The organism is Eubacterium ruminantium, from assembly GCF_900167085.1.
In the GTDB taxonomy this organism is placed as follows: domain Bacteria; phylum Bacillota; class Clostridia; order Lachnospirales; family Lachnospiraceae; genus Eubacterium_Q; species Eubacterium_Q ruminantium.
Map to the genome: position 1 here is coordinate 36,150 of NZ_FUXA01000012.1, position 20,475 is coordinate 56,624.

The window sequence follows — 20,475 nt, forward strand, 5'->3', positions numbered from 1 at the left end:
AAATGAGTAGTAAAAAGAGTCCTAAGTTCTATGCAACACTTGTGGGAACTAAGGCACTTATAAGAGGTCTTAAACTTGCAAGAAAGAATGCAACCCATGTTCCGGGTAATCAGGCACTTAAGGTTTGTCCTGATTTCCTTGAGAAGATTGATAAGCCGAAGGTGGTTGTAGGAATTACGGGAACTAATGGCAAGACTACAGTATCAAATCTTATTGATGATGTTCTTGCTGATACAAAGCTTCAATTTATAGATAACAGATTCGGCGGCAATATCGCATCCGGAGTTGTAACAGCATTTGTTAAGAACTCTGATATGAAGGGAAGAATGAAAAAGCAGTATGCCGTTCTTGAGCTTGATGAGAGAATGACAACGAAGATTTTCCCTTATGTAAAACCAAAGATACTTGCCGTAACAAATCTTTTCAGAGATTCATATCGAAGAAATGCGCATTCGGAATATATTTTTGATATTCTTAATCAGACTATTCCTAAGGAAACAAGGCTTGTTTTAAATGGAGAAGATCCACTCAGCAGTCATCTTTGTCCTGGGAATAAAAGAGTTTATTTTGGTATAGAAGACAGATCCGTATATATGGATGAAACCAATAATATCATCCGTGATATGATAGCTTGTCCTGAGTGTGGTACAAGACTTGATTATGAATATATCAGATATAATCATATCGGTAAGGTGAAATGTCCGAATTGTGGATTTGGTTCACCTGCGGAATTTGATTATGCAGTTGAAAAGATAGATGCTGAGAATAGAAGATTATATCTTAGAACTCCAAAAGGAAATTTCGATATTAAGCTTCTCGGCGATAATATAACAGATGTATATAATCAGATCACGGCTGTTGCTGTTTTGATGGAGTTCGGAGTAGCAATTAAGAGAATCACAGCTTCATTTGAAAATATGAAGATTGCCGGAACAAGATATGATGAGATGGTTGAAGAAAATGTTCATCTTATCAATTATGTTGCAAAAGGACAGAATCCGGTAGCTGTTTCACGAGTTTGCGATTTCGTAAGAAAAGAAGATGGCAACAAGTCGGTTGTTCTTATTATCGATGACTTTTTCGATAGAAAAGAAACCAGTGAAAATATTGCCTGGTTCTTTGATACGGACTTTGAATTCCTGAACGATCATTCTATAAAGCAGATCGTTATCGGTGGACAAAGACAATATGATCTTAAACTCAGATTACTTCTTGCAGGTATTCCTGAAGATAAGATACTTTCAATAGATGATGATGTTAAGACCGGTGAGTTGGTTGATCTTAACGGAATCGAGAAGGTTTTTGTGCTGCATGATATATATACAACACATTTTGCACAGGCGGTTCAGAAGAGACTTGCAGAAAGACTCAGAAACGGTGAAAGAAATGTTTCTGAAAAAGCTGCAGCATATATAAAAGACTACAGAAAGACATTTGCTCCGGGGAAACCAATCCTTGATCCTGCATCAAAAGGTAAGGATAAGACGATTGAAGTTTTATTCCCTGAATTTTGTAATCTCTTCGGAGACAGCAGTAATATTAAGTATCTTAAAGCTTGTCTTCCTGAAGCTGAATTTAAGTTTACATCATTTACAGAGAAGCCATACTTCGCAGATCATGATGTGGATATGATTTATCTTGGTGCCATGACTGAGAAAAAACAGGAAATGGTCATCAATAAGCTGAAGGAATATAAAGATGCGCTCGTCAGACAAAAAAATGAAGGAACAGCAATATTATTTACATCAAATGCTGTGGAAGTTCTGGGTAACTATATTGAAAATGAAGACGGAAGCCGTATAGAGTGTCTCGGACTTTATGATTTCTCTGCGAAGAGAGACAGAATGAATAGACTTAACAGTCTCGTAAGAGGACATTTCGGTGATCTTGAGATAGTAGGATTTAAGACACAGTTTACACAGGCAACAGATGTTGATGAACCCCTTTCATTTATCGAAGTTGATAAAGGAATGGGAATGGATAAGGACAGTTATCTTGAAGGTATCCATGATCAGAATCTTTTTGCTACATATCTGGTTGGTCCTTTCCTTGCTCTTAATCCTAAATTTACAAAATATTTGATGAGAGAGGTTATGGGAATCGATAATGCTGAGACGGCATTCAAGAAAGAGATAGACAGAGCATATAAGAGACGTGTGAAGGAATTCCATGATCCTAAATGCGAATATTAGAATGATGTCTATATATCAAGATCATAACATTCATTGAAGATATAAGATAAGTATATTAAAAAATGGAACGGTAGACCTTGCGGTCTACTGTTCCATTTTCCATATATGGGAACTGTAAGGCTGAAGTGTTGAACCACCGCCAAAATCATGCGTTGTTTTCGATAAGAGATCGAATGCTGTTCCGCATCCTGCATCAAAATGTGCTGTATATGGCTGGTCTGATGCATTTATTGCTATTAAAAGACGCTCATTATCAAACCATCTTTCGAATATACACTGATGGTTGGTCAGATGAATTGATCTAAAGGAACCATAGTTGAGAGCAATGCTGCTTTTTTTGATCTCACAAAGTTTAGCAATATGATCAGTCAAAGAATTCCACTCCGGCTTATCAAATGATGCTCTTAAAGCAGGATCGCCGTCTTCTTTTCTGGCTGTTGCACCCCATTCACTGCCGTAATAAACAGATGGAATTCCGGGCATACAGAACATAAGTGTATAAATCAGAGGAAGATGATTTGGGTTGCTAAGAATACTGGCAACTCTTGTGACATCGTGATTATCAACAAATGAAAGGAAATGTTTTCCTCTGTACCAACTCCAGTTTTCAGGACCGAACTGCTGGATAAGAGTATTGATTATCTCGAACATATTCATGCAATTGAAACTTGAATAAAGTCCTTTGTAGCATGCATAATTTGTAGCACTGTGAAGCATGCCGTCATTTACGAACTGATTATAATCGCCATGGAGAAGTTCACCAAGGAGAAGAAAATCATTTCCTATGGAATTAGCTTTTTCCCTGAGGCGGTGAGTAAAGTCTCTGTCCAGACAATAAGCAACATCGAGACGTAATCCGTCAATGTGGAACTTTTCTACCCAAAAGTCAATAGCATCAAATATATGATTTATAACTTCTTCATTTCTGAGGTTTAATTTGACAAGGTCATAATTGCCTTCCCATCCTTCATACCAGAAACCGTCATTATAATTGGAATTTCCGTCAAATGACAGATGGAACCAGTCTGTATATGGCGAATCCCATTTATTTTTGCAAACATCCAAAAACGCAAAGAAACCGCGGCCGACATGATTGAAAACTCCGTCAAGAACGACTTTGATATCATTTTTATGGAGTTCATCGCAGAGTTCGGCAAAGTCGTCATTTGTTCCAAGCCTTTTGTCGATAAGTTTATAATCTCTGGTGTTGTAACCATGTGTATCGGATTCAAAAACCGGAGAAAAATATATTGCATTTATTCCGAGTTTTTTCATATGAGGGATCCAGTCACTGACTTTTTTGATACGGTGGCAGAGCTTGCCATCATTTTCAAATGGTGCACCGCAAAATCCGAGAGGATAAATCTGATAAAATACACTTTCTTCGTACCACATAATATCGTCTCCTCCTTTGTAAAATTATTGTGTTTAATTATACATTTTTTTGATTGTTATTGCAAAAAATGATATACTACCTAATGTATATTAAAGGTTAAAAGGTGGAAAAATGTATTATTTAATAAAATCTACACTTGAAGAATGTGACGGCAAAGAGGTTCATAATGGTGAATATCAATACGTTGTAGTGTTGTCTCCCGAAGAATGGAAGAAAGAACAGGCCAGTTTTGATATCGGAATCGAGATGGATATAAATACCGACGAGATTCACAATACCAAAGCAGAAGTGAATTTTGACTCTTTGACCGGAACATTTTGTATTCCAAGCAGACGTAATATAATTGATAATGAATATAAATATGCATTTGCTATCGATGAAAAAGGTATTGTTTTCATCGATCCGACAGGTGTTGTTGAAAGAATGGTAAAAAGGATAAAAGGTCGTAAGAGATGGAAGGTTCCTTGTCTCGAAAGATTTATTTACGACTTCCTGGAACTTATAATTGCAAGAGATCTTTCGATACTCGAGAAATATGAGAAAGAACTTGATGAGATCGAGAGTGATATTCTTGATGATGCCAAAAATGCAAATTTAGAGAGAGTAAATGAGATACGTGGTGATATAAGAGAATTACGGATTCATTATGAGCAGCTTATAGATCTTGGTCAGGAGTTTGAAGAAAATGAAAATAATTTCTTCAAAGCAAAGAATACCAGATATTTCAGACTGTTCACCGACAGGATGACAAGGCTTCATGATACTGCAAATTCCATTCGGGATTACACGGTCCAGATACGAGATCTTTATCATACACAAATGGATATAAAACAGAATAGGATTATGACACTGCTTACAGTTGTAACGACTATCTTCATGCCGCTTACACTTATTGCAGGATGGTATGGTATGAATTTCAGATACATGCCGGAATTAGAATCGCGATGGGGATATCCGATAGTGATACTTGTGAGTATCGCAATTATTGTGCTAAGTCTTATTTTCTTTAGGAAGAAAAAATGGTTATAAAGTCTTTATAAAAGAATAAACACATTAGTTGAGGTGGTATAGAATTTATGAATAATCAGGGGAACGACATTATTAATAGTTTCGGACAGAATCAGCCGATGAATCCGAATCAACAGATGAATCCATACATGGGAAACGGTCAGGATATGCAGGTGAATCCGAATCGGCAGATGAATCCGTATATAGGAAACGGTCAGAATATGCAGATGAATCAAGATCAGCTGATGAATCCATATATGGGAAACGGTCAGAATATGCAGATGAATCAAGATCAGCAGATGAATCCATATATGGGAAACGGTCAGGATATGCAGGTGAATCCGAATCAACAGATGAATCTGTATATGGGAAACGGCCAGAATCAATCGATGAATCCGAATCAGCAGGTGAATCCATACATGCAAGGAAATCCGAATCAGCAGGTGAATCCATACATGCAAGGGAATCCGTATACGCAAGGAAACCCATATTTTCAGGAAAATCCGTATTTGAATGCAAAGCCGGAAAAACAGTCCTTTTTTTCGAAAAATCGCAAGAAGATAATTATTTCGGCGCTACTTGCGGTCTTTGTTCTGGTGGTTGGTTTATCGTATTATCTGTCTCACCATAAAGTTAAATCAGAGCAGGAAAAAGCGCTTAATGCATATTTTGCTGCCATGGAGAGATGCGATTATGAATATATGATGTCACATTCTTTTGTAAGTGACAAAGTTCGAAGAAAAAATAATCTGTATAGAACGTATGATAAATATCCCGGTAGATCAGTGACGGAAGTATTTCCTATTGGTATGGCGAATAGATTGAATCAGAATAAATATATTGAGAAAGCATATGATATAGAAGATTACAAAGAAGTTTTGAAGAATCCTGAGCTTTTTTGTGAGAAGCTTGACCTTGATGTTAAATATGACATTATAAGGATCGGAAGTTTAAATGATATTAAAAGTGTTTCGGTGAAAGGTTCTCAGAGAATGAGCACCAAACAGAATATTTTTGAAAATGAGGTAGAGAATCTTAATAATTATGAGATCGATATAGATCCATCCGATATATATGTTGTTGAAATGCACGTGGAGTGGAGCTATAACGGAAATAAATATGGTAATGTGATTTCAGAAGAGAAAAAATTTAAAACTTCATCAAAAGCTGTTATGCCATATGAAACTGTACAAGAATATAATGAATCTGCCGATGAGAATAATAGTGTGGTAATAGTCTATAAATACAATAAAAAATGGTATGTGGATTATCTTTCTCTTAGATTAATATCACCTGAGAGAGGTACGTACAGTATTGAGTGGAAATAGCAATAAGGTCCGGAGAAAAATAAAACACAAATAAAAAGCTTGACATTGTATTTCATACATGTTAATCTAGCAAACGATGAACTGCCGTAGACAGCGGGTGCCGCGAGGCGTAATGAGTTTTGGCTCGCCTGCCGAGGAAAGAATCGTTTTTGATTATTATTAATTATGACGAATTTCAACTTCCGTACGGTATAGTATGGAAGTTTTTCTTTTTTTAAAGCGCAGTCATTATTATTCTAATAAGGAGGACGCGTGAAATGGCAAAGGTAGAACTTAAGGCACCTATCGTTGAAGAGATTAAAGCTACTATCGATGGTGCAGCATCAGTTGTTCTTGTTGATTATCTTGGTCTTACAGTTGAGCAGGATACAAATCTTCGTAGAGCTCTCAGAAAAGAAGAGATTACATACAAAGTATACAAGAATACACTTATTAAGCGTGCTATTGAAGGTACAGAGTTCGAAAGCCTTTCTAAGGATCTTGAGGGACCTACAGCAATAGTTGTATCAAAGAATGATGCTACAGCTCCAGCAAGAGTTATAGCTGAATTTGCTAAGACAGCTGATAAGCTTAATCTTAAGTCAGGTGTTGTTGAAGGTACATACTATGATGCTAAGGGTATTGAAGTAATCGCTCAGATTCCATCAAGAGAGACTCTTCTTTCAAGACTTCTTGGAAGCTTACAGTCACCTATCGCAAATCTTGCTCGTGTTATCAATCAGGTTGCAGAGCAGAAAGCAGAGGCTTAATTATTTTAGCCTATGTATCAGTAATGGGTTTGGCCCAAGTAAATTAATCAATTTTGGAGGATAAAAAAATGACTATTGAAGAATTAGTAGCAGAGATTGACAAGTTATCAGTTCTTGAATTAAATGATCTTGTTAAGGCAATTGAAGAGAAGTATGGTGTTTCAGCAGCAGCTGGTGTTGTAGTTGCAGCAGCAGGTGCAGGTGCAGCTGACGGAGCAGCAGCAGAGAAGGATTCATTCGATGTTGAGCTTACAGATGTTGGAGCAAACAAGATTAAGGTTATCAAGGTTGTTCGTGAGATCACAGGTCTTGGACTTAAGGAAGCTAAGGAAGCTGTAGAAGGCGCTCCAAAGGTACTTAAGGAAGGTGCTGATAAGGCAGAAGCTGAAGATATGAAGGCTAAGCTTGAAGCTGAAGGAGCTAAGGTTACTCTTAAGTAATTGATCCTTATATAGATTCATATTTGAATTATCACGGGTATATATTCTTTATTGAATGTATACCCGTTTTTTCTTTGAAAATAAACAGTATTTTTGCTCTTTACTTACTTGAAGAAATTATTTAGAAGATATAGAATAAAAATATTGATTTGGAAAGAAGAGTGATAATAATGAAGAAAAAAATTTCGGTTATATTTCTGCTTTGCCTTTTGATAATGTGTATTTCTGCCTGCTCAAATTCTAAAAAAACCGGTGATAATAAGGGCGATAACAAAAAGACCGGTAATGTTGAGGTTAGAGTAGGTTCGCTAAAGGGGCCGACTTCTATAGGACTTGTGAATCTTATGAAGGATTCGGAAGAAGGTAAAACCGAAGGAAAGTATTCATTTAAAATATCAGGGCAGGCCGATGAGATAACTTCCATGCTTGTTTCCGGCGAACTTGATGTTGCTTTGGTTCCCGCTAATGCAGCTTCTGTTTTATATAATAAAACCAATAATATTGAAGTTCTTGATATAAATACGCTTGGGGTTCTTTACTGTGTCACGGGTGACGAGAGTATATCGTCCATAAATGATCTTGAAGGGAAAAATGTTATTTCCATGGGACAGGGCACAACTCCTGAGTTTGTATTTAGATATCTTTTGAAAAAATCCGGTGTTAAAAAATGCGACATAACTTTTGTATCTGAGGCAAATGAAGCGGCAGCGCTTCTTATGGAAGATCCGAAGCGTATAGCAATACTTCCTCAGCCTTTTACAACGGTTGCAATTAAGAAAAATGATAAAATTAAAGAAGTATTTTCTTTAACCGATGAGTGGAAAAGATTATCCGGTAATGATTCTTTTGTGACGGGTGTAACTGTTGTGAGAAAAGATTTCCTCCAGGACAATAAAGATGCGGTTCTTTTATTCATGGAAGAACAGAAGAAGAGTACGGAAAGTCTTAGTGATGTAAAGAAATCGGCTGATCTTGTTGTGGAAAAAGGTATAATTGAAAATGCGGCAATCGCTGAGGAGGCGATTTCTAAATGTAACATCACATATATTGATGGTGATGAAATGAAGAAAAATCTTTCCGAGTATCTGAAGGTCTTATATGACAATTCACCTGAGGCGGTGGGAGGAAAGCTCCCTGAAGAAGATTTTTATTTCGCGAAATGAAAATTATATATCGGGAATGATATGTTGCGCCGGCAGGATGATATACCGGAAATGATATGTTGCACCGGCAGGATGATATGCGGAGATGATTCGTGATATAAGCATTATAAATTTGAGGCTGAAATAAATTATGAAAAAAATTTTCATCATAATATTTTGGATAGCAATATGGGAGATAATATCTTTACTGGTTAATAATCCTATTCTTATGGCAGGACCATACGAAACCGTTAAAGCAATCATAAATATGTTTGGCAAAACGGGATTTTACAGATCGGTATGGAATTCATTTTTTAATATTACTTGCGGGATTCTGATGGGAATAGTGCTGGGAACTCTATTATCGAGCATTTCTGCAAAGTATGGTTTATTTGAAGATTTGATGGATCCTTTTGTCAAAGTACTAAGATCCATACCGATGGTCAGCTTTGTTGTAATAGTTTTATTATGGTGTGGAAACAGTCGCATATCCATGATCATATCGGCTCTTGTTACATTTCCTATTATTTATCTTTCGCTGCTTCAAGGCCTTAAAGGTATCGATGCAAAAATGGTTGAAATGGCATCTGTATTTAAAATGAAGCCGCTTAATAAGATAAGATATATTTACATGCCTGGGCTGAGGACGTCCATCGAGAGTGCACTCATGCTCTCTGTCGGAATGGGATGGAGAAGCGGGGCGGCAGCTGAAGTGATAGGACAGCCTGTTTTAACAATGGGAAATGGGCTGTATCGTTCAAAGATCTTTCTTGAGACGGACAGATTATTTGCCTGGACTGTGATAATAATTCTGGTGGCAGCTTTATCTGAGAAAATGTTTAAATTTCTGATAGGTTTATTATATGGTTCTGACAGCAAAAAATATAAAGAAAATATATAATGACAAAGTGGTTCTTAGGGATGTGTCAGAGACGGTTGGATCAGGTAAGATACTTTATCTTAAGGGAGAGTCCGGAGCCGGCAAGACGACATTTCTTCGGATAATTATGGGGCTTGAAAAATATGATTCCGGTGAGCTCTTTTTTTCTAAAGAAAATGGTGATAAAGCAGGCGATATTTCAATCGGGGCTTCGTTCCAGGAAGACAGACTTTGTGAAGATATAAATGCTTTCACAAATATAAAGATAGCAAATCCCGGTGTGAAAGATAAAGATATAGCTTCGGATATAGAACGAATCCTTCCGGGACTTGATGATAAGAAAACTGTAAGTAAAATGTCGGGCGGAATGCGTAAAAGGATAAGCATCATAAGAGCATGTATAAGTGAAAGGGATTTATATATTCTTGATGAACCTTTTACCGGTCTTGATAAAGATAATATTCAAAGGGTAGCTGAATATATAAAAGAAAAAACAGGAAACGGCATACTGATAATGACGGGTCATAATGACGATCTGCCGGATATTTTCGGCGACATTATTGAGTTACAGTTATAGAGATGATAAGAAAATTCATAACGCATGTCGTGTAAAAATGATAAAGAAATCTACAACCCGAGTTGTTGAAAACAATAAATATAAATTGCATTTATGCAGGAGGAAATGACATGGTTACTAATGATGAAGGAATAGTAAGTTTTAAACATAAGGTCATAGAAGAAGTTGCAAGACTCGCATGGAATGACGAACTTTCGGATGACTATTTCGACGAGTTGGTTTATAAACTTGTTCCGGGACCGAAAGCTACATTCAGATGCTGCATTTATAAAGAAAGAGAATTGGTTCGTCAGAGGATACGTCTTGCTATGGGAAAATGTCCGACGGCCGAAAAAGAAAAGACATCTTCGAATATCATACAGGTTCTTGATCCGGCATGTGACGAGTGTCCGATTGCATCATATATAGTTACGGACAATTGTAGATTGTGTATGGGAAAAGCTTGCCTTAACTCATGTCATTTCGGGGCGATTTCTATAGGAAGAAACAGAAGTTATATCGATCCTGCAAAATGTAAAGAATGCGGAAAATGCGCTGCGGCATGTCCGTACAATGCCATTGCCCATCTTGAAAGACCTTGTAAGAAATCCTGTACAACAGGCGCTATTACATATGATGAAGACGGTCTTTGTATAATTGATGAAGAAAAATGTGTTCAGTGCGGTCATTGCATACATTCGTGCCCGTTCGGCGCTATTTCATCAAAATCATATCTTGTGGATGTTATCAAAGCTATTAAGGCCGGCAAGAAAGTTATTGCCATGTGTGCACCTGCGACAGAAGGACAGTTCGGAAATGACATAACCATGGCTTCAATCAAAAATGCTCTTATTAAAATGGGATTTGCTGATATGGTTGAAGTAGGGCTCGGTGCTGATATGACTGCTGCATTTGAAGCAAAAGAGTGGGCTGAAGCCCTTGAAGAAGGAAAGAAGATGACCACTTCTTGCTGTCCTGCATTTATAAATATGCTGAAGAAGCAATTCCCTGAGGAATTCGAGAAGAATAAATCAACGACTGTATCTCCGATGTGTGCAGTATCGAGATATCTTAAAGCTGTTAATCCTGGATGCGTAACAGTATTCATCGGACCATGTATCGCAAAGAAAGCAGAAGCAGCTGATGAGTCGATTTCGGACAATGCTGATTATGTAATGACGTACGGAGAATTCAGAGCGCTTCTCAGGTCTAAGGATATGAAGCTTACACCTGTGGAAGGTGAGTATCAGGAGGCAACTGTCTGGGGCAAGAGATTTGCTTCATCCGGCGGAGTGGCAAATGCAGTTCTTGAGTGCATGCAGGAAATGGGTGTTGACACATCTGACATAAAATTAAGAAAATGCGCAGGTGGACAGGAATGCAGACAGGCACTTCTGCTTCTTAAGGCAGGAAGACTTCCGGAGGATTTCATCGAGGGTATGATGTGTCCGGGAGGCTGTGTCGGAGGACCTTCAAAGCATATGGCAGAAAATGAGATAACCAAGGCCAGAGAAGAACTACTATCGGCAGCAGATAAACGTAAGATTATAGAGAATCTGAAAAAATATCCTATCGATAAGTTTTCTATGTACAGAGATGGTCATATGGATAGTTAATAGTATAGTAGAATAAAAAAAATTAGTAATAAAAAGTGTTGACATTGTTGACTTAAGATGATAAAATCGTTATCTGTCATTATGGGTTAATATGGGTTTATAGCCCATTAAGCCTAGACAGTAGGGTGAAAAGTGCGCTTTTTCACTCTATACTTGCGTTTTCTATGTTAAAAAACCTAGAAAATGCATTCATTTTAAAATATATTTCAAGGGGTGAATGCGTCGATGAATAAGTACAGAATGCATCCTATCAAGTCCGGAAGAAGTACCAGAATGGGCTATTCCAACAAGAAGGAAGTTATTGACATGCCTAACCTTATCGAGGTTCAGGTTAGTTCGTACGAATGGTTCCTTACCGAAGGGTTAAGAGAAGCGTTTGACGATATTTCTCCGATCACTGATTTTTCCGGTCAGTTGAGTCTGGAGTTTGTCGATTTTCAGTTGTGCAAAGATGATATCAAGTACACTATCGAAGAATGCAAGGAGAGAGATGCTACATATGCAGCTCCACTCAAAGTAAATGTACGTCTTCATAATCATGAGACAGAAGAGATCAACCAGCATGAGATTTTCATGGGTGACCTTCCTCTTATGACAGAGACGGGTACTTTCGTCATCAATGGTGCTGAGAGAGTTATAGTAAGTCAGTTAGTACGTTCTCCTGGAATTTACTTCTCAATCGGTCATGATAAGATTGGTAAGACTTTATATTCCAGCCAGGTTATTCCAAACAGAGGTGCATGGCTTGAGTATGAAACTGATTCCAATGATGTTTTTTATGTACGTGTAGATAGAACTAGAAAGGTTCCTATTTCTGTATTTATACGTTCACTTGGTGTAGGAACTAATGAGGAAATACTTGAGCTTTTCGGTGAAGAGCCAAAGCTTATCGCCAGCTTTGAGAAGGATCCTTCAAGAAGCTATGAAGAAGGACTTCTTGAACTTTACAAGAAGATCAGACCGGGCGAACCTCTTGCTGTAGAAAGTGCTGAAAGCCTTGTAAACAGCATGTTCTTTGATGTAAGAAGATATGATCTTGCCAAGGTTGGTAGATATAAATTCAATAAAAAGCTTGCTCTTAAGAATCGTATCGATGGTTTCATTCTCGCAGAGGATGTTATCGATCCAACAACAGGCGAGCTCCTTTTTGCTGCAGGTGAGATTATTAACCGTGAATCTGCAGAAGTTATCCAGAACGCAGCAGTTCCTTACGTATTCGTACAGACAGAAGAAAGAAATGTTAAGGTTCTTTCAAATATGGCTGTTGATATCCGTGAGTATGTTGATTTTGATCCTGCTGAGCTTGGTATCAATGAATATGTATATTATCCTGTTCTTAAGAGACTTCTTGAGGAATATGACGACGCAGAAGACCTTAAGGAAGCAATCGAGAATAGCATAAATGATCTTATTCCTAAGCATATTACTAAAGAAGATATATTTGCTTCTATTAACTACAATATGCATCTTGAGTATGGCGTTGGTAATGATGATGATATCGATCACCTCGGAAACAGACGTATCAGATCTGTAGGTGAACTTCTTCAGAATCAGTATCGTATCGGACTTTCAAGACTCGAGAGAGTTGTAAGAGAACGTATGACAACTCAGGATATTGAAAGCGTATCACCTCAATCACTTATAAATATTAAACCTGTTACAGCTGCAGTTAAGGAGTTCTTCGGTTCATCACAGCTTTCACAGTTCATGGATCAGAACAACCCACTGTCAGAACTTACACATAAGAGACGTCTTTCAGCTCTCGGACCTGGTGGTCTTTCACGAGACAGAGCCGGATTCGAAGTTCGAGATGTTCACTATACACATTACGGAAGAATGTGTCCTATCGAGACACCTGAAGGACCTAACATCGGTCTTATCAACTCACTTGCTACATTCGCAAGAATAAATGAGTATGGATTTATCGAAGCACCTTACCGTGTAGTAGATAAGACAAACCCTGAGAATCCTATAGTTACTGAAGAAGTTGTATATCTTACAGCTGATGAAGAAGATAACTATCATGTAGCTCAGGCTTCTGAAGCTCTTGATGAAGAAGGACACTTTGTAAGAAATAACGTAGCAGGACGTTTCAGAGAGGAAACAGCTGAGTTTGCTAAGAGTGAAATTGACCTTATGGACGTATCACCTCGTATGGTATTCTCAGTAGCTACATCAATGGTTCCTTTCCTTCAGAACGACGATGCTAACCGTGCCCTCATGGGATCAAACATGCAGCGTCAGGCAGTGCCTCTTCTTAAGACTGATTCACCGGTTATCGGTACAGGTATGGAAGCTAAGGCTGCTGTAGACTCAGGTGTTTGTATAGTAGCTAAGCGTGATGGTGTTGTTGAATTATCATCAAGCGAAAAGATCGTTGTAAGAGCTGATGACGGAACAACAGATGAATATAACGTAATTAAATTCGCCAGAAGTAACCAGGGTAACTGTATGAACCAGCATCCAATCGTTGTTGCAGGTGAGAAGGTTAAGGCCGGAGACGTTATCGCTGACGGTGCTTCTACATATAACGGAGAACTTGCTCTTGGTAAGAACCCTCTTATCGGATTCATGACATGGGAAGGTTACAACTACGAGGATGCCGTTCTTCTTTCAGAAAAGCTTGTTAAGGAAGATGTTTATACATCTGTTCATATAGAAGAATACGAAGTTGAATCAAGAGATACAAAGCTTGGTGCTGAAGAGATCACAAGAGACCTTGCAGGTCTTTCTCAGGATGCACTTAAGGACCTTGATGAAAATGGTATTATTCGTATCGGTGCCGAAGTTCGTGCCGGAGATATCCTTGTAGGTAAGGTTACTCCTAAGGGAGAGACAGAGCTTACAGCAGAAGAGAGACTTCTTCGTGCAATCTTTGGTGAGAAGGCAAGAGAAGTAAGAGATACATCACTCAGAGTACCACACGGTGCTTACGGTGTTGTTATGGATACAAAGGTATTTACAAGGGAGAATGGTGATGAACTTCCTCCTGGAGTAAATAAATCAGTTCGAGTTTACATCGCTCAGAAGAGAAAGATTTCTGTAGGTGATAAGATGGCCGGACGTCATGGTAACAAGGGTGTCGTTTCAAGAGTACTTCCTGTTGAGGATATGCCATTCCTTCCAAACGGTAGACCTCTTGATATCGTACTTAACCCACTCGGCGTTCCTTCCCGTATGAACATCGGTCAGGTGCTCGAGCTTCACTTCGGTCTTGCTGCACAGGTTCTCGGATTTAAGGTTTCAACACCTATTTTCGACGGCGCAAATGAAAAAGATATCAGAGCTACCCTTGTAATGGCAAATGATTATGCCAATACAGAATGGGAAGAATTCGAAGCAAAATATAAAGACAGCGTTGATCCTGAAGTTATGAAATATCTTTATGACAACAGAGATCACAGAGAAGAGTGGAAGGGTGTTCCTATCGATGAAACAGGTAAGGTAACACTTCGTGATGGACGTACAGGTGAGGAATTCCCATCACCGGTATCAATCGGTTACATGCATTATCTTAAACTTCATCACCTTGTTGATGATAAGATCCATGCACGTTCAACAGGTCCTTACTCACTCGTAACACAGCAGCCACTCGGTGGTAAAGCTCAGTTCGGTGGACAGCGTTTCGGAGAAATGGAAGTTTGGGCTCTTGAGGCATATGGTGCTTCATATACACTTCAGGAGATCCTTACAGTTAAGTCCGATGACGTTACCGGACGTGTTAAGACATACGAAGCAATCATTAAGGGTGATAATATTCCTGAACCAGGTATTCCTGAGTCATTCAAGGTACTTCTTAAAGAGTTCCAGTCACTTGGTCTTGATGTAAGAGTACTTAAGGAAGACGGTGAAGAGATTGAACTCGGTGAATCAGTAGATTATGATCAGAATACTCGTAAATTCCTTGAGGGAGATGAGAAGTTCGGCGAAGATCTTGAGGCGCAAGGATATAGTGGTGTTGATGAAGAAGGCGAGCTTACATCCCTTGATGATGATTTCTCAGATGATTATTCTGATGACTATGAAGACGATTATTCAGATGATAACAGTGATGATAACTACTAAGGAAGGAGAACAGTTAGATGGCAATTATGGAAAATGCTGAGCAGGAACAGCCTATTAACTTTGATGCTATTAAAATTGGCCTTGCATCTCCTGAAAAGATCAGAGAATGGTCACATGGCGAGGTAAAGAAGCCGGAGACCATTAACTATAGAACACTTAAGCCTGAAAAAGACGGACTTTTCTGTGAAAGAATATTTGGACCTAGCAAAGACTGGGAATGTCATTGTGGTAAGTACAAGAAGGTTCGTTATAAGGGTATCGTTTGTGACAGATGTGGTGTAGAAGTTACAAAGTCTTCTGTACGTCGTGAACGTATGGGGCATATCGAACTTGCAGCCCCTGTATCACACATTTGGTATTTCAAGGGAATTCCTAGTAGAATGGGTCTTCTCCTTGATCTCTCACCAAGAGTACTTGAAAGAGTATTATACTTTGCATCATATATTGTTCTTGATCCGGGTGAAACAGATCTTCACTACAAGGATGTACTTAATGAGACAGAATATAAGGCAAAGTTAGAAGAGTATGGTTATAAGTTCCGTGTCGGAATGGGTGCGGAAGCTATAAAGGAAATGCTTTCTACAATCGATCTTGAAGCTGAAGGTGACGCTCTTCAGGAAGAGCTTGAAACAGCAACAGGACAGAAGAAAGCTAAGATCATCAAGAAGCTTGAAGTTATTGAAGCATTCAGAAATTCAAACAACAAGCCTGAATGGATGATCATGGATGCTGTACCTGTAATTCCACCTGACATCAGACCAATGGTTCAGCTCGATGGTGGTAGATTTGCAACATCAGATCTTAATGATCTTTACAGAAGAATCATTAACAGAAATAACAGACTTAAAAGACTTCTTGAGCTCTCTGCTCCTGACATCATCGTTCGTAACGAGAAGAGAATGCTCCAGGAAGCTGTAGATGCACTTATAGATAACGGACGTCGTGGAAGACCTGTAACAGGACCTGGAAACAGAGCCCTTAAGTCTCTTTCAGATATGCTTAAAGGTAAGCAGGGACGTTTCCGTCAGAACCTTCTCGGTAAGCGTGTTGACTACTCAGGACGTTCAGTTATCGTAGTAGGACCTGAACTTAAGATTTATCAGTGTGGTCTCCCTAAGGAAATGGCTATCGAATTATTCAAGCCATTCGTAATGAAAGAGCTTACAGCTAAGGGAATCGCAAATAATATTAAAGCAGCTAAGAAGATGGTTGAGAGACTCGAACCACAGGTTTGGGATATTCTCGAAGATGTCATTAAAGAGCATCCGGTTATGCTTAACCGTGCCCCGACACTTCACAGACTTGGTATTCAGGCATTTGAGCCTATCCTTGTAGAAGGTAAGGCTATTAAGCTTCACCCACTCGTATGTACAGCGTTCAACGCCGACTTCGATGGTGACCAGATGGCTGTTCACCTTCCACTCTCTGTTGAGGCTCAGGCAGAATGTAGATTCCTTCTTCTTTCACCTAACAACCTCCTTAAGCCATCAGACGGTGGTGTTGTATCAGTTCCTTCACAGGATATGGTACTTGGTATTTACTATCTTACAAATGATAGATTCAAGGAAACACCTGCTGATGACAGCATGATCAAGGCAGAGTTCCTTCTTGATGATGAGCAGGCAAACGTTGATGCCGTTATCGAGGCTGTTAAGAGCGAAGATCCTTCTAAGAAGCTTCAGCTTACAGATATTGTAAGAATCAGAGTTATTAAGAAGGAAACAAAAGAAAAGACAAGATTTTATAAAGATATAACTGCTAAGGTTCATGATGTTGTAGGTCACTACTACAAGGGACTTAATGATGCACTTCTTGCTTATGAGAATAAGGAAATCACTCTTCAGCAGAAGATTTATGTTCAGAGAAAGGCTAAGCTTTCTGATGGAACAAAGATCAAGAAGATGGTTGCTACAACACTTGGAAAACTTCTCTTCAACGAGATCATTCCTCAGGATCTTGGATTTGTAGACAGATCTAACCCTGATAATGCCGTTGTTCCTGAAATTAATTTCCATGTTGGAAAGAAGCAGCTTAAGAAGATCCTTGATAAGTGTATCAATACACACGGTGCTACAAAGACAGCTGAAGTTCTTGATAAGGTTAAGGCTATCGGATATAAGTATTCTACACTTAGTGGAATCACAGTTTCTGTAGCAGACATGACTGTTCCTGATTCTAAGCCTGATATCCTTAATGAGGCACAGGATGTCGTTGACTACATCGCAGTAATGTTCAGCAAGGGATTCCTTACTGAAGAAGAAAGATATAACGCAACCATCAAGGTATGGGACGGTGCAGATACTACACTTAAGAAAGCCCTCCTTGACGGACTTGACAAATATAACAACATTTACATGATGGCTGATTCCGGAGCCCGTGGTTCTGATCAGCAGATCAAGCAGCTTACAGGTATGCGTGGTCTTATGGCTGATACAACAGGTAAGGCTATCGAACTTCCTATCAAGTCAAACTTCCGTGAAGGTCTTGACGTACTCGAGTACTTCATCTCTGCTCACGGTGCTCGTAAGGGACTTTCTGATACAGCTCTTCGTACAGCCGATTCAGGTTACCTTACAAGACGTCTCGTAGACGTTTCTCAGGATCTTATCATCCGTGAAACAGACTGCTGCGAGGGACAGGATGAGAAGCCGGGTATCTATGTACAGGCATTCGTTGAAGGTGTTGATGAAATAGTTGAAAGCTTCCAGGATAGAATTACAGGACGTTATACAGCTGTTTCTGTCTTCGATAAAGATGGAAATATGATCGTTAAGAAGAATCATATGATCACACCTAAGCGTGCTGAGAACATCATGAAGTATGGTGTTCAGCCTGATGATGGACGTCCATTCACAGATCCTGAAACAGGACTTCCAAGAAGAGATGCTAAGTTAAAGATCAGATCTATACTTACATGTAAATCACATCTTGGTATTTGTGCTAAATGTTATGGTGCTAACATGGCAACAGGACAGGCAGTACAGGTTGGTGAAGCAGTTGGTATCATCGCTGCTCAGTCAATCGGTGAGCCTGGTACACAGCTTACCATGAGAACATTCCATACAGGTGGTGTTGCCGGTGGCGATATCACACAGGGTCTTCCTAGAGTCGAAGAGCTTTTCGAAGCTCGTAAGCCAAAGGGTCTTGCAATCATTGCAGAGTTCGGCGGCAAGGTTACTTATAAGGAAGGCAAGAAGAAAGAGGTTATCATCACAAATGATGAGACAGGAGAATCAAAGGCATATCTCATTCCTTACGGATCACGTATTAAGGTTCGTGACGGACAGGATATCGAAGCCGGTGATGAACTTACAGAAGGTTCAGTAAACCCACATGATATCCTTAAGATCAAGGGTGTTGATGCGGTACAGAACTACATGATCAGAGAAGTTCAGAAGGTTTACCGTCTCCAGGGTGTTGATATCAACGATAAACATATTGAGATCATCGTTCGTCAGATGCTTAAGAAGGTAAGGGTTGAAGACAATGGAGATTCAACACTTCTTCCTGGCTCACTTGTAGATGTACTTGATGTAAATGATATAAATGAAAAGCTTATTGAAGAAGGTAAGAAACCGGTAGAAGCTAAACAGGTACTTCTTGGTATCACAAAGGCTTCACTTGCAACAAGCAGCTTCCTTTCAGCAGCTTCATTCCAGGAGACAACAAGAGTTCTTACTGATGCTGCTATCAAGGGTAAGGTCGATCCACTTATCGGTCTTAAGGAAAATGTACTTATCGGTAAACTTATCCCTGCAGGTACAGGTATGAAGCGTTACCGTTCAGTAAGTCTTGATACAGAATATATAAATGATGTTGATGATTCTTTTGCAGATGACGATTCATACATCAATGATGCTGATGAAGTTTCAGCTGACAGCTATTCAGCAGATGTAAATGATGTAGCTGCAGATGATTCAGTAAACAGTGACGAAGAGTAAAAAAATCTCTTGACACATATATATGCTGATTATATAATGTTAAGGCATGCGTAAATCGCATGCCTTAAATTATGCAGAATTTTAAAGAATTGGAGGTGAAAACATGCCAACATTTAACCAGTTAGTCAGAAAAGGAAGACAGACAGCTGTTAAAAAGTCTACTGCACCAGCCCTTCTTAGAGGTTTTAACTCTCTTAAGAAGAAGCCTATAAGCACAGATTCTCCACAGAAGAGAGGTGTTTGTACAGCAGTTAAGACAGCTACACCTAAGAAGCCTAACTCAGCCCTTAGAAAGATCGCCAGAGTACGTCTTTCAAACGGAATCGAAGTAACAAGCTATATCCCTGGTGAAGGTCACAACCTTCAGGAGCACAGCGTTGTTCTTATCCGTGGTGGTAGAGTAAAGGACCTTCCTGGTACAAGATATCACATTATCCGTGGTACTAATGATACAGCAGGTGTTGCTAAGAGACGTCAGGCACGTTCTAAGTATGGTGCTAAGCGTCCTAAGGATGCTAAGTAATCCATATTAACAGTTTATTTCTGTTAAGTGCTGGTTTGGCATGATTTTCATTATCTTTGCTAATATACAGCACGAACACATCCCGTTGGAGGATGTGAGTACCAATGAATTAATAATTATTAAGGAGGGAAGAACCGTGCCACGTAAAGGACATATCGTAAAAAGAGACGTTTTAGCAGATCCTATTTACAATAATAAGGTTGTTACACGTCTTATCAACAACATTATGTTAGATGGTAAGAAGGGTGTTGCACAGAAGATTGTTTACGGTGCATTTGACCGTATTAAGGATCAGACAGGTAAGGAACCTGTTGAGGTATTTGAAGCAGCTATGAATAACGTAATGCCACTTCTCGAAGTTAAGGCAAGACGTATCGGTGGTGCTACATATCAGGTACCTATTGATGTAAGAGCTGACAGAAGACAGGCTCTCGGTCTCCGTTGGATTACAACTTTCTCACGTCAGAGAACAGAGAAGACAATGGAAGAGAGACTTGCTGCAGAACTTATAGATGCATCAAACAACACAGGTGCATCAGTTAAGAGAAAAGAAGAAATGCACAGAATGGCAGAAGCAAACAAGGCATTTGCTCATTACAGATTCTAATTGTATTTATATATTTGAACAAAGGAGGAAAA

Annotated in this window: 14 protein-coding genes and 1 other annotated feature; of the genes, 13 read left to right on the forward strand and 1 reads right to left on the reverse strand. The window is 39.1% G+C overall.

The window, feature by feature from the left end; all coding sequences use genetic code 11:
- The first annotated feature begins 2 nt into the window (after positions 1-2).
- Positions 3-2,192, forward strand: coding sequence for a MurT ligase domain-containing protein (locus B5D25_RS09850; RefSeq protein ID WP_078787797.1), 2,190 nt, complete (start codon positions 3-5; stop codon positions 2,190-2,192).
- A gap of 84 nt (positions 2,193-2,276) precedes the next feature.
- Here the strand turns inward: B5D25_RS09850 and B5D25_RS09855 are convergent, their stop codons facing one another.
- Positions 2,277-3,587 (reverse strand): alpha-amylase family glycosyl hydrolase, encoded by a 1,311-nt coding sequence (locus tag B5D25_RS09855; protein ID WP_078787798.1) that lies wholly within the window; start codon positions 3,585-3,587, stop codon positions 2,277-2,279.
- Positions 3,588-3,699: 112 nt separating this feature from the next.
- Here B5D25_RS09855 and B5D25_RS09860 point away from each other — a divergent pair, with 112 nt between their 5' ends.
- The 12 genes from B5D25_RS09860 to rpsG all read left to right on the forward strand — a co-directional run bounded on the left by B5D25_RS09860 (position 3,700) and on the right by rpsG (position 20,443).
- Complete coding sequence (locus tag B5D25_RS09860; protein WP_078787799.1) at positions 3,700-4,617, forward strand: magnesium transporter CorA family protein; 918 nt, start codon at positions 3,700-3,702, stop codon at positions 4,615-4,617.
- 47 nt (positions 4,618-4,664) lie between these two features.
- A complete protein-coding gene (locus tag B5D25_RS09870) occupies positions 4,665-5,924 on the forward strand; it encodes a hypothetical protein (protein WP_143004543.1) in 1,260 nt (419 codons plus the stop codon).
- A 66-nt stretch (positions 5,925-5,990) separates the two neighbouring features.
- Positions 5,991-6,143 (forward strand) — a sequence feature (ribosomal protein L10 leader region).
- Positions 6,144-6,181: 38 nt separating this feature from the next.
- Positions 6,182-6,673 carry a 50S ribosomal protein L10 gene (gene rplJ / locus B5D25_RS09875; RefSeq protein ID WP_078787802.1) on the forward strand — a complete coding sequence of 164 codons (492 nt, stop codon included), beginning with the start codon at positions 6,182-6,184 and terminating at the stop codon, positions 6,671-6,673.
- 68 nt (positions 6,674-6,741) lie between these two features.
- Positions 6,742-7,113, forward strand: a complete 372-nt coding sequence (rplL, locus tag B5D25_RS09880; RefSeq protein ID WP_078787803.1) for a 50S ribosomal protein L7/L12 — start codon at positions 6,742-6,744, stop codon at positions 7,111-7,113.
- A gap of 170 nt (positions 7,114-7,283) precedes the next feature.
- On the forward strand, positions 7,284-8,276 hold the full coding sequence (locus tag B5D25_RS09885; protein WP_078787804.1) for an ABC transporter substrate-binding protein: 993 nt from the start codon (positions 7,284-7,286) through the stop codon (positions 8,274-8,276).
- Positions 8,277-8,406: 130 nt separating this feature from the next.
- Positions 8,407-9,156 (forward strand): ABC transporter permease, encoded by a 750-nt coding sequence (locus B5D25_RS09890; protein WP_078787805.1) that lies wholly within the window; start codon positions 8,407-8,409, stop codon positions 9,154-9,156.
- Positions 9,119-9,712 (forward strand): ABC transporter ATP-binding protein, encoded by a 594-nt coding sequence (locus B5D25_RS09895; protein WP_078787806.1) that lies wholly within the window; start codon positions 9,119-9,121, stop codon positions 9,710-9,712. The genes B5D25_RS09890 and B5D25_RS09895 overlap by 38 nt, the downstream gene beginning before the upstream one ends.
- Positions 9,713-9,822: 110 nt before the next feature.
- On the forward strand, positions 9,823-11,307 hold the full coding sequence (locus tag B5D25_RS09900; RefSeq protein ID WP_078787807.1) for a 4Fe-4S dicluster domain-containing protein: 1,485 nt from the start codon (positions 9,823-9,825) through the stop codon (positions 11,305-11,307).
- Positions 11,308-11,532: 225 nt separating this feature from the next.
- Positions 11,533-15,372, forward strand: coding sequence for a DNA-directed RNA polymerase subunit beta (gene rpoB, locus B5D25_RS09905; protein WP_078787808.1), 3,840 nt, complete (start codon positions 11,533-11,535; stop codon positions 15,370-15,372).
- A gap of 26 nt (positions 15,373-15,398) precedes the next feature.
- Entirely contained in the window at positions 15,399-19,313 is a 3,915-nt protein-coding gene (gene rpoC / locus B5D25_RS09910) for a DNA-directed RNA polymerase subunit beta' (RefSeq protein ID WP_242870235.1), read from the forward strand.
- Positions 19,314-19,416: 103 nt separating this feature from the next.
- Positions 19,417-19,836 (forward strand): 30S ribosomal protein S12, encoded by a 420-nt coding sequence (rpsL, locus tag B5D25_RS09915; RefSeq protein WP_078787810.1) that lies wholly within the window; start codon positions 19,417-19,419, stop codon positions 19,834-19,836.
- 136 nt (positions 19,837-19,972) lie between these two features.
- Positions 19,973-20,443 carry a 30S ribosomal protein S7 gene (gene rpsG / locus B5D25_RS09920; protein ID WP_173472749.1) on the forward strand — a complete coding sequence of 157 codons (471 nt, stop codon included), beginning with the start codon at positions 19,973-19,975 and terminating at the stop codon, positions 20,441-20,443.
- Positions 20,444-20,475: the final 32 nt, after the last annotated feature.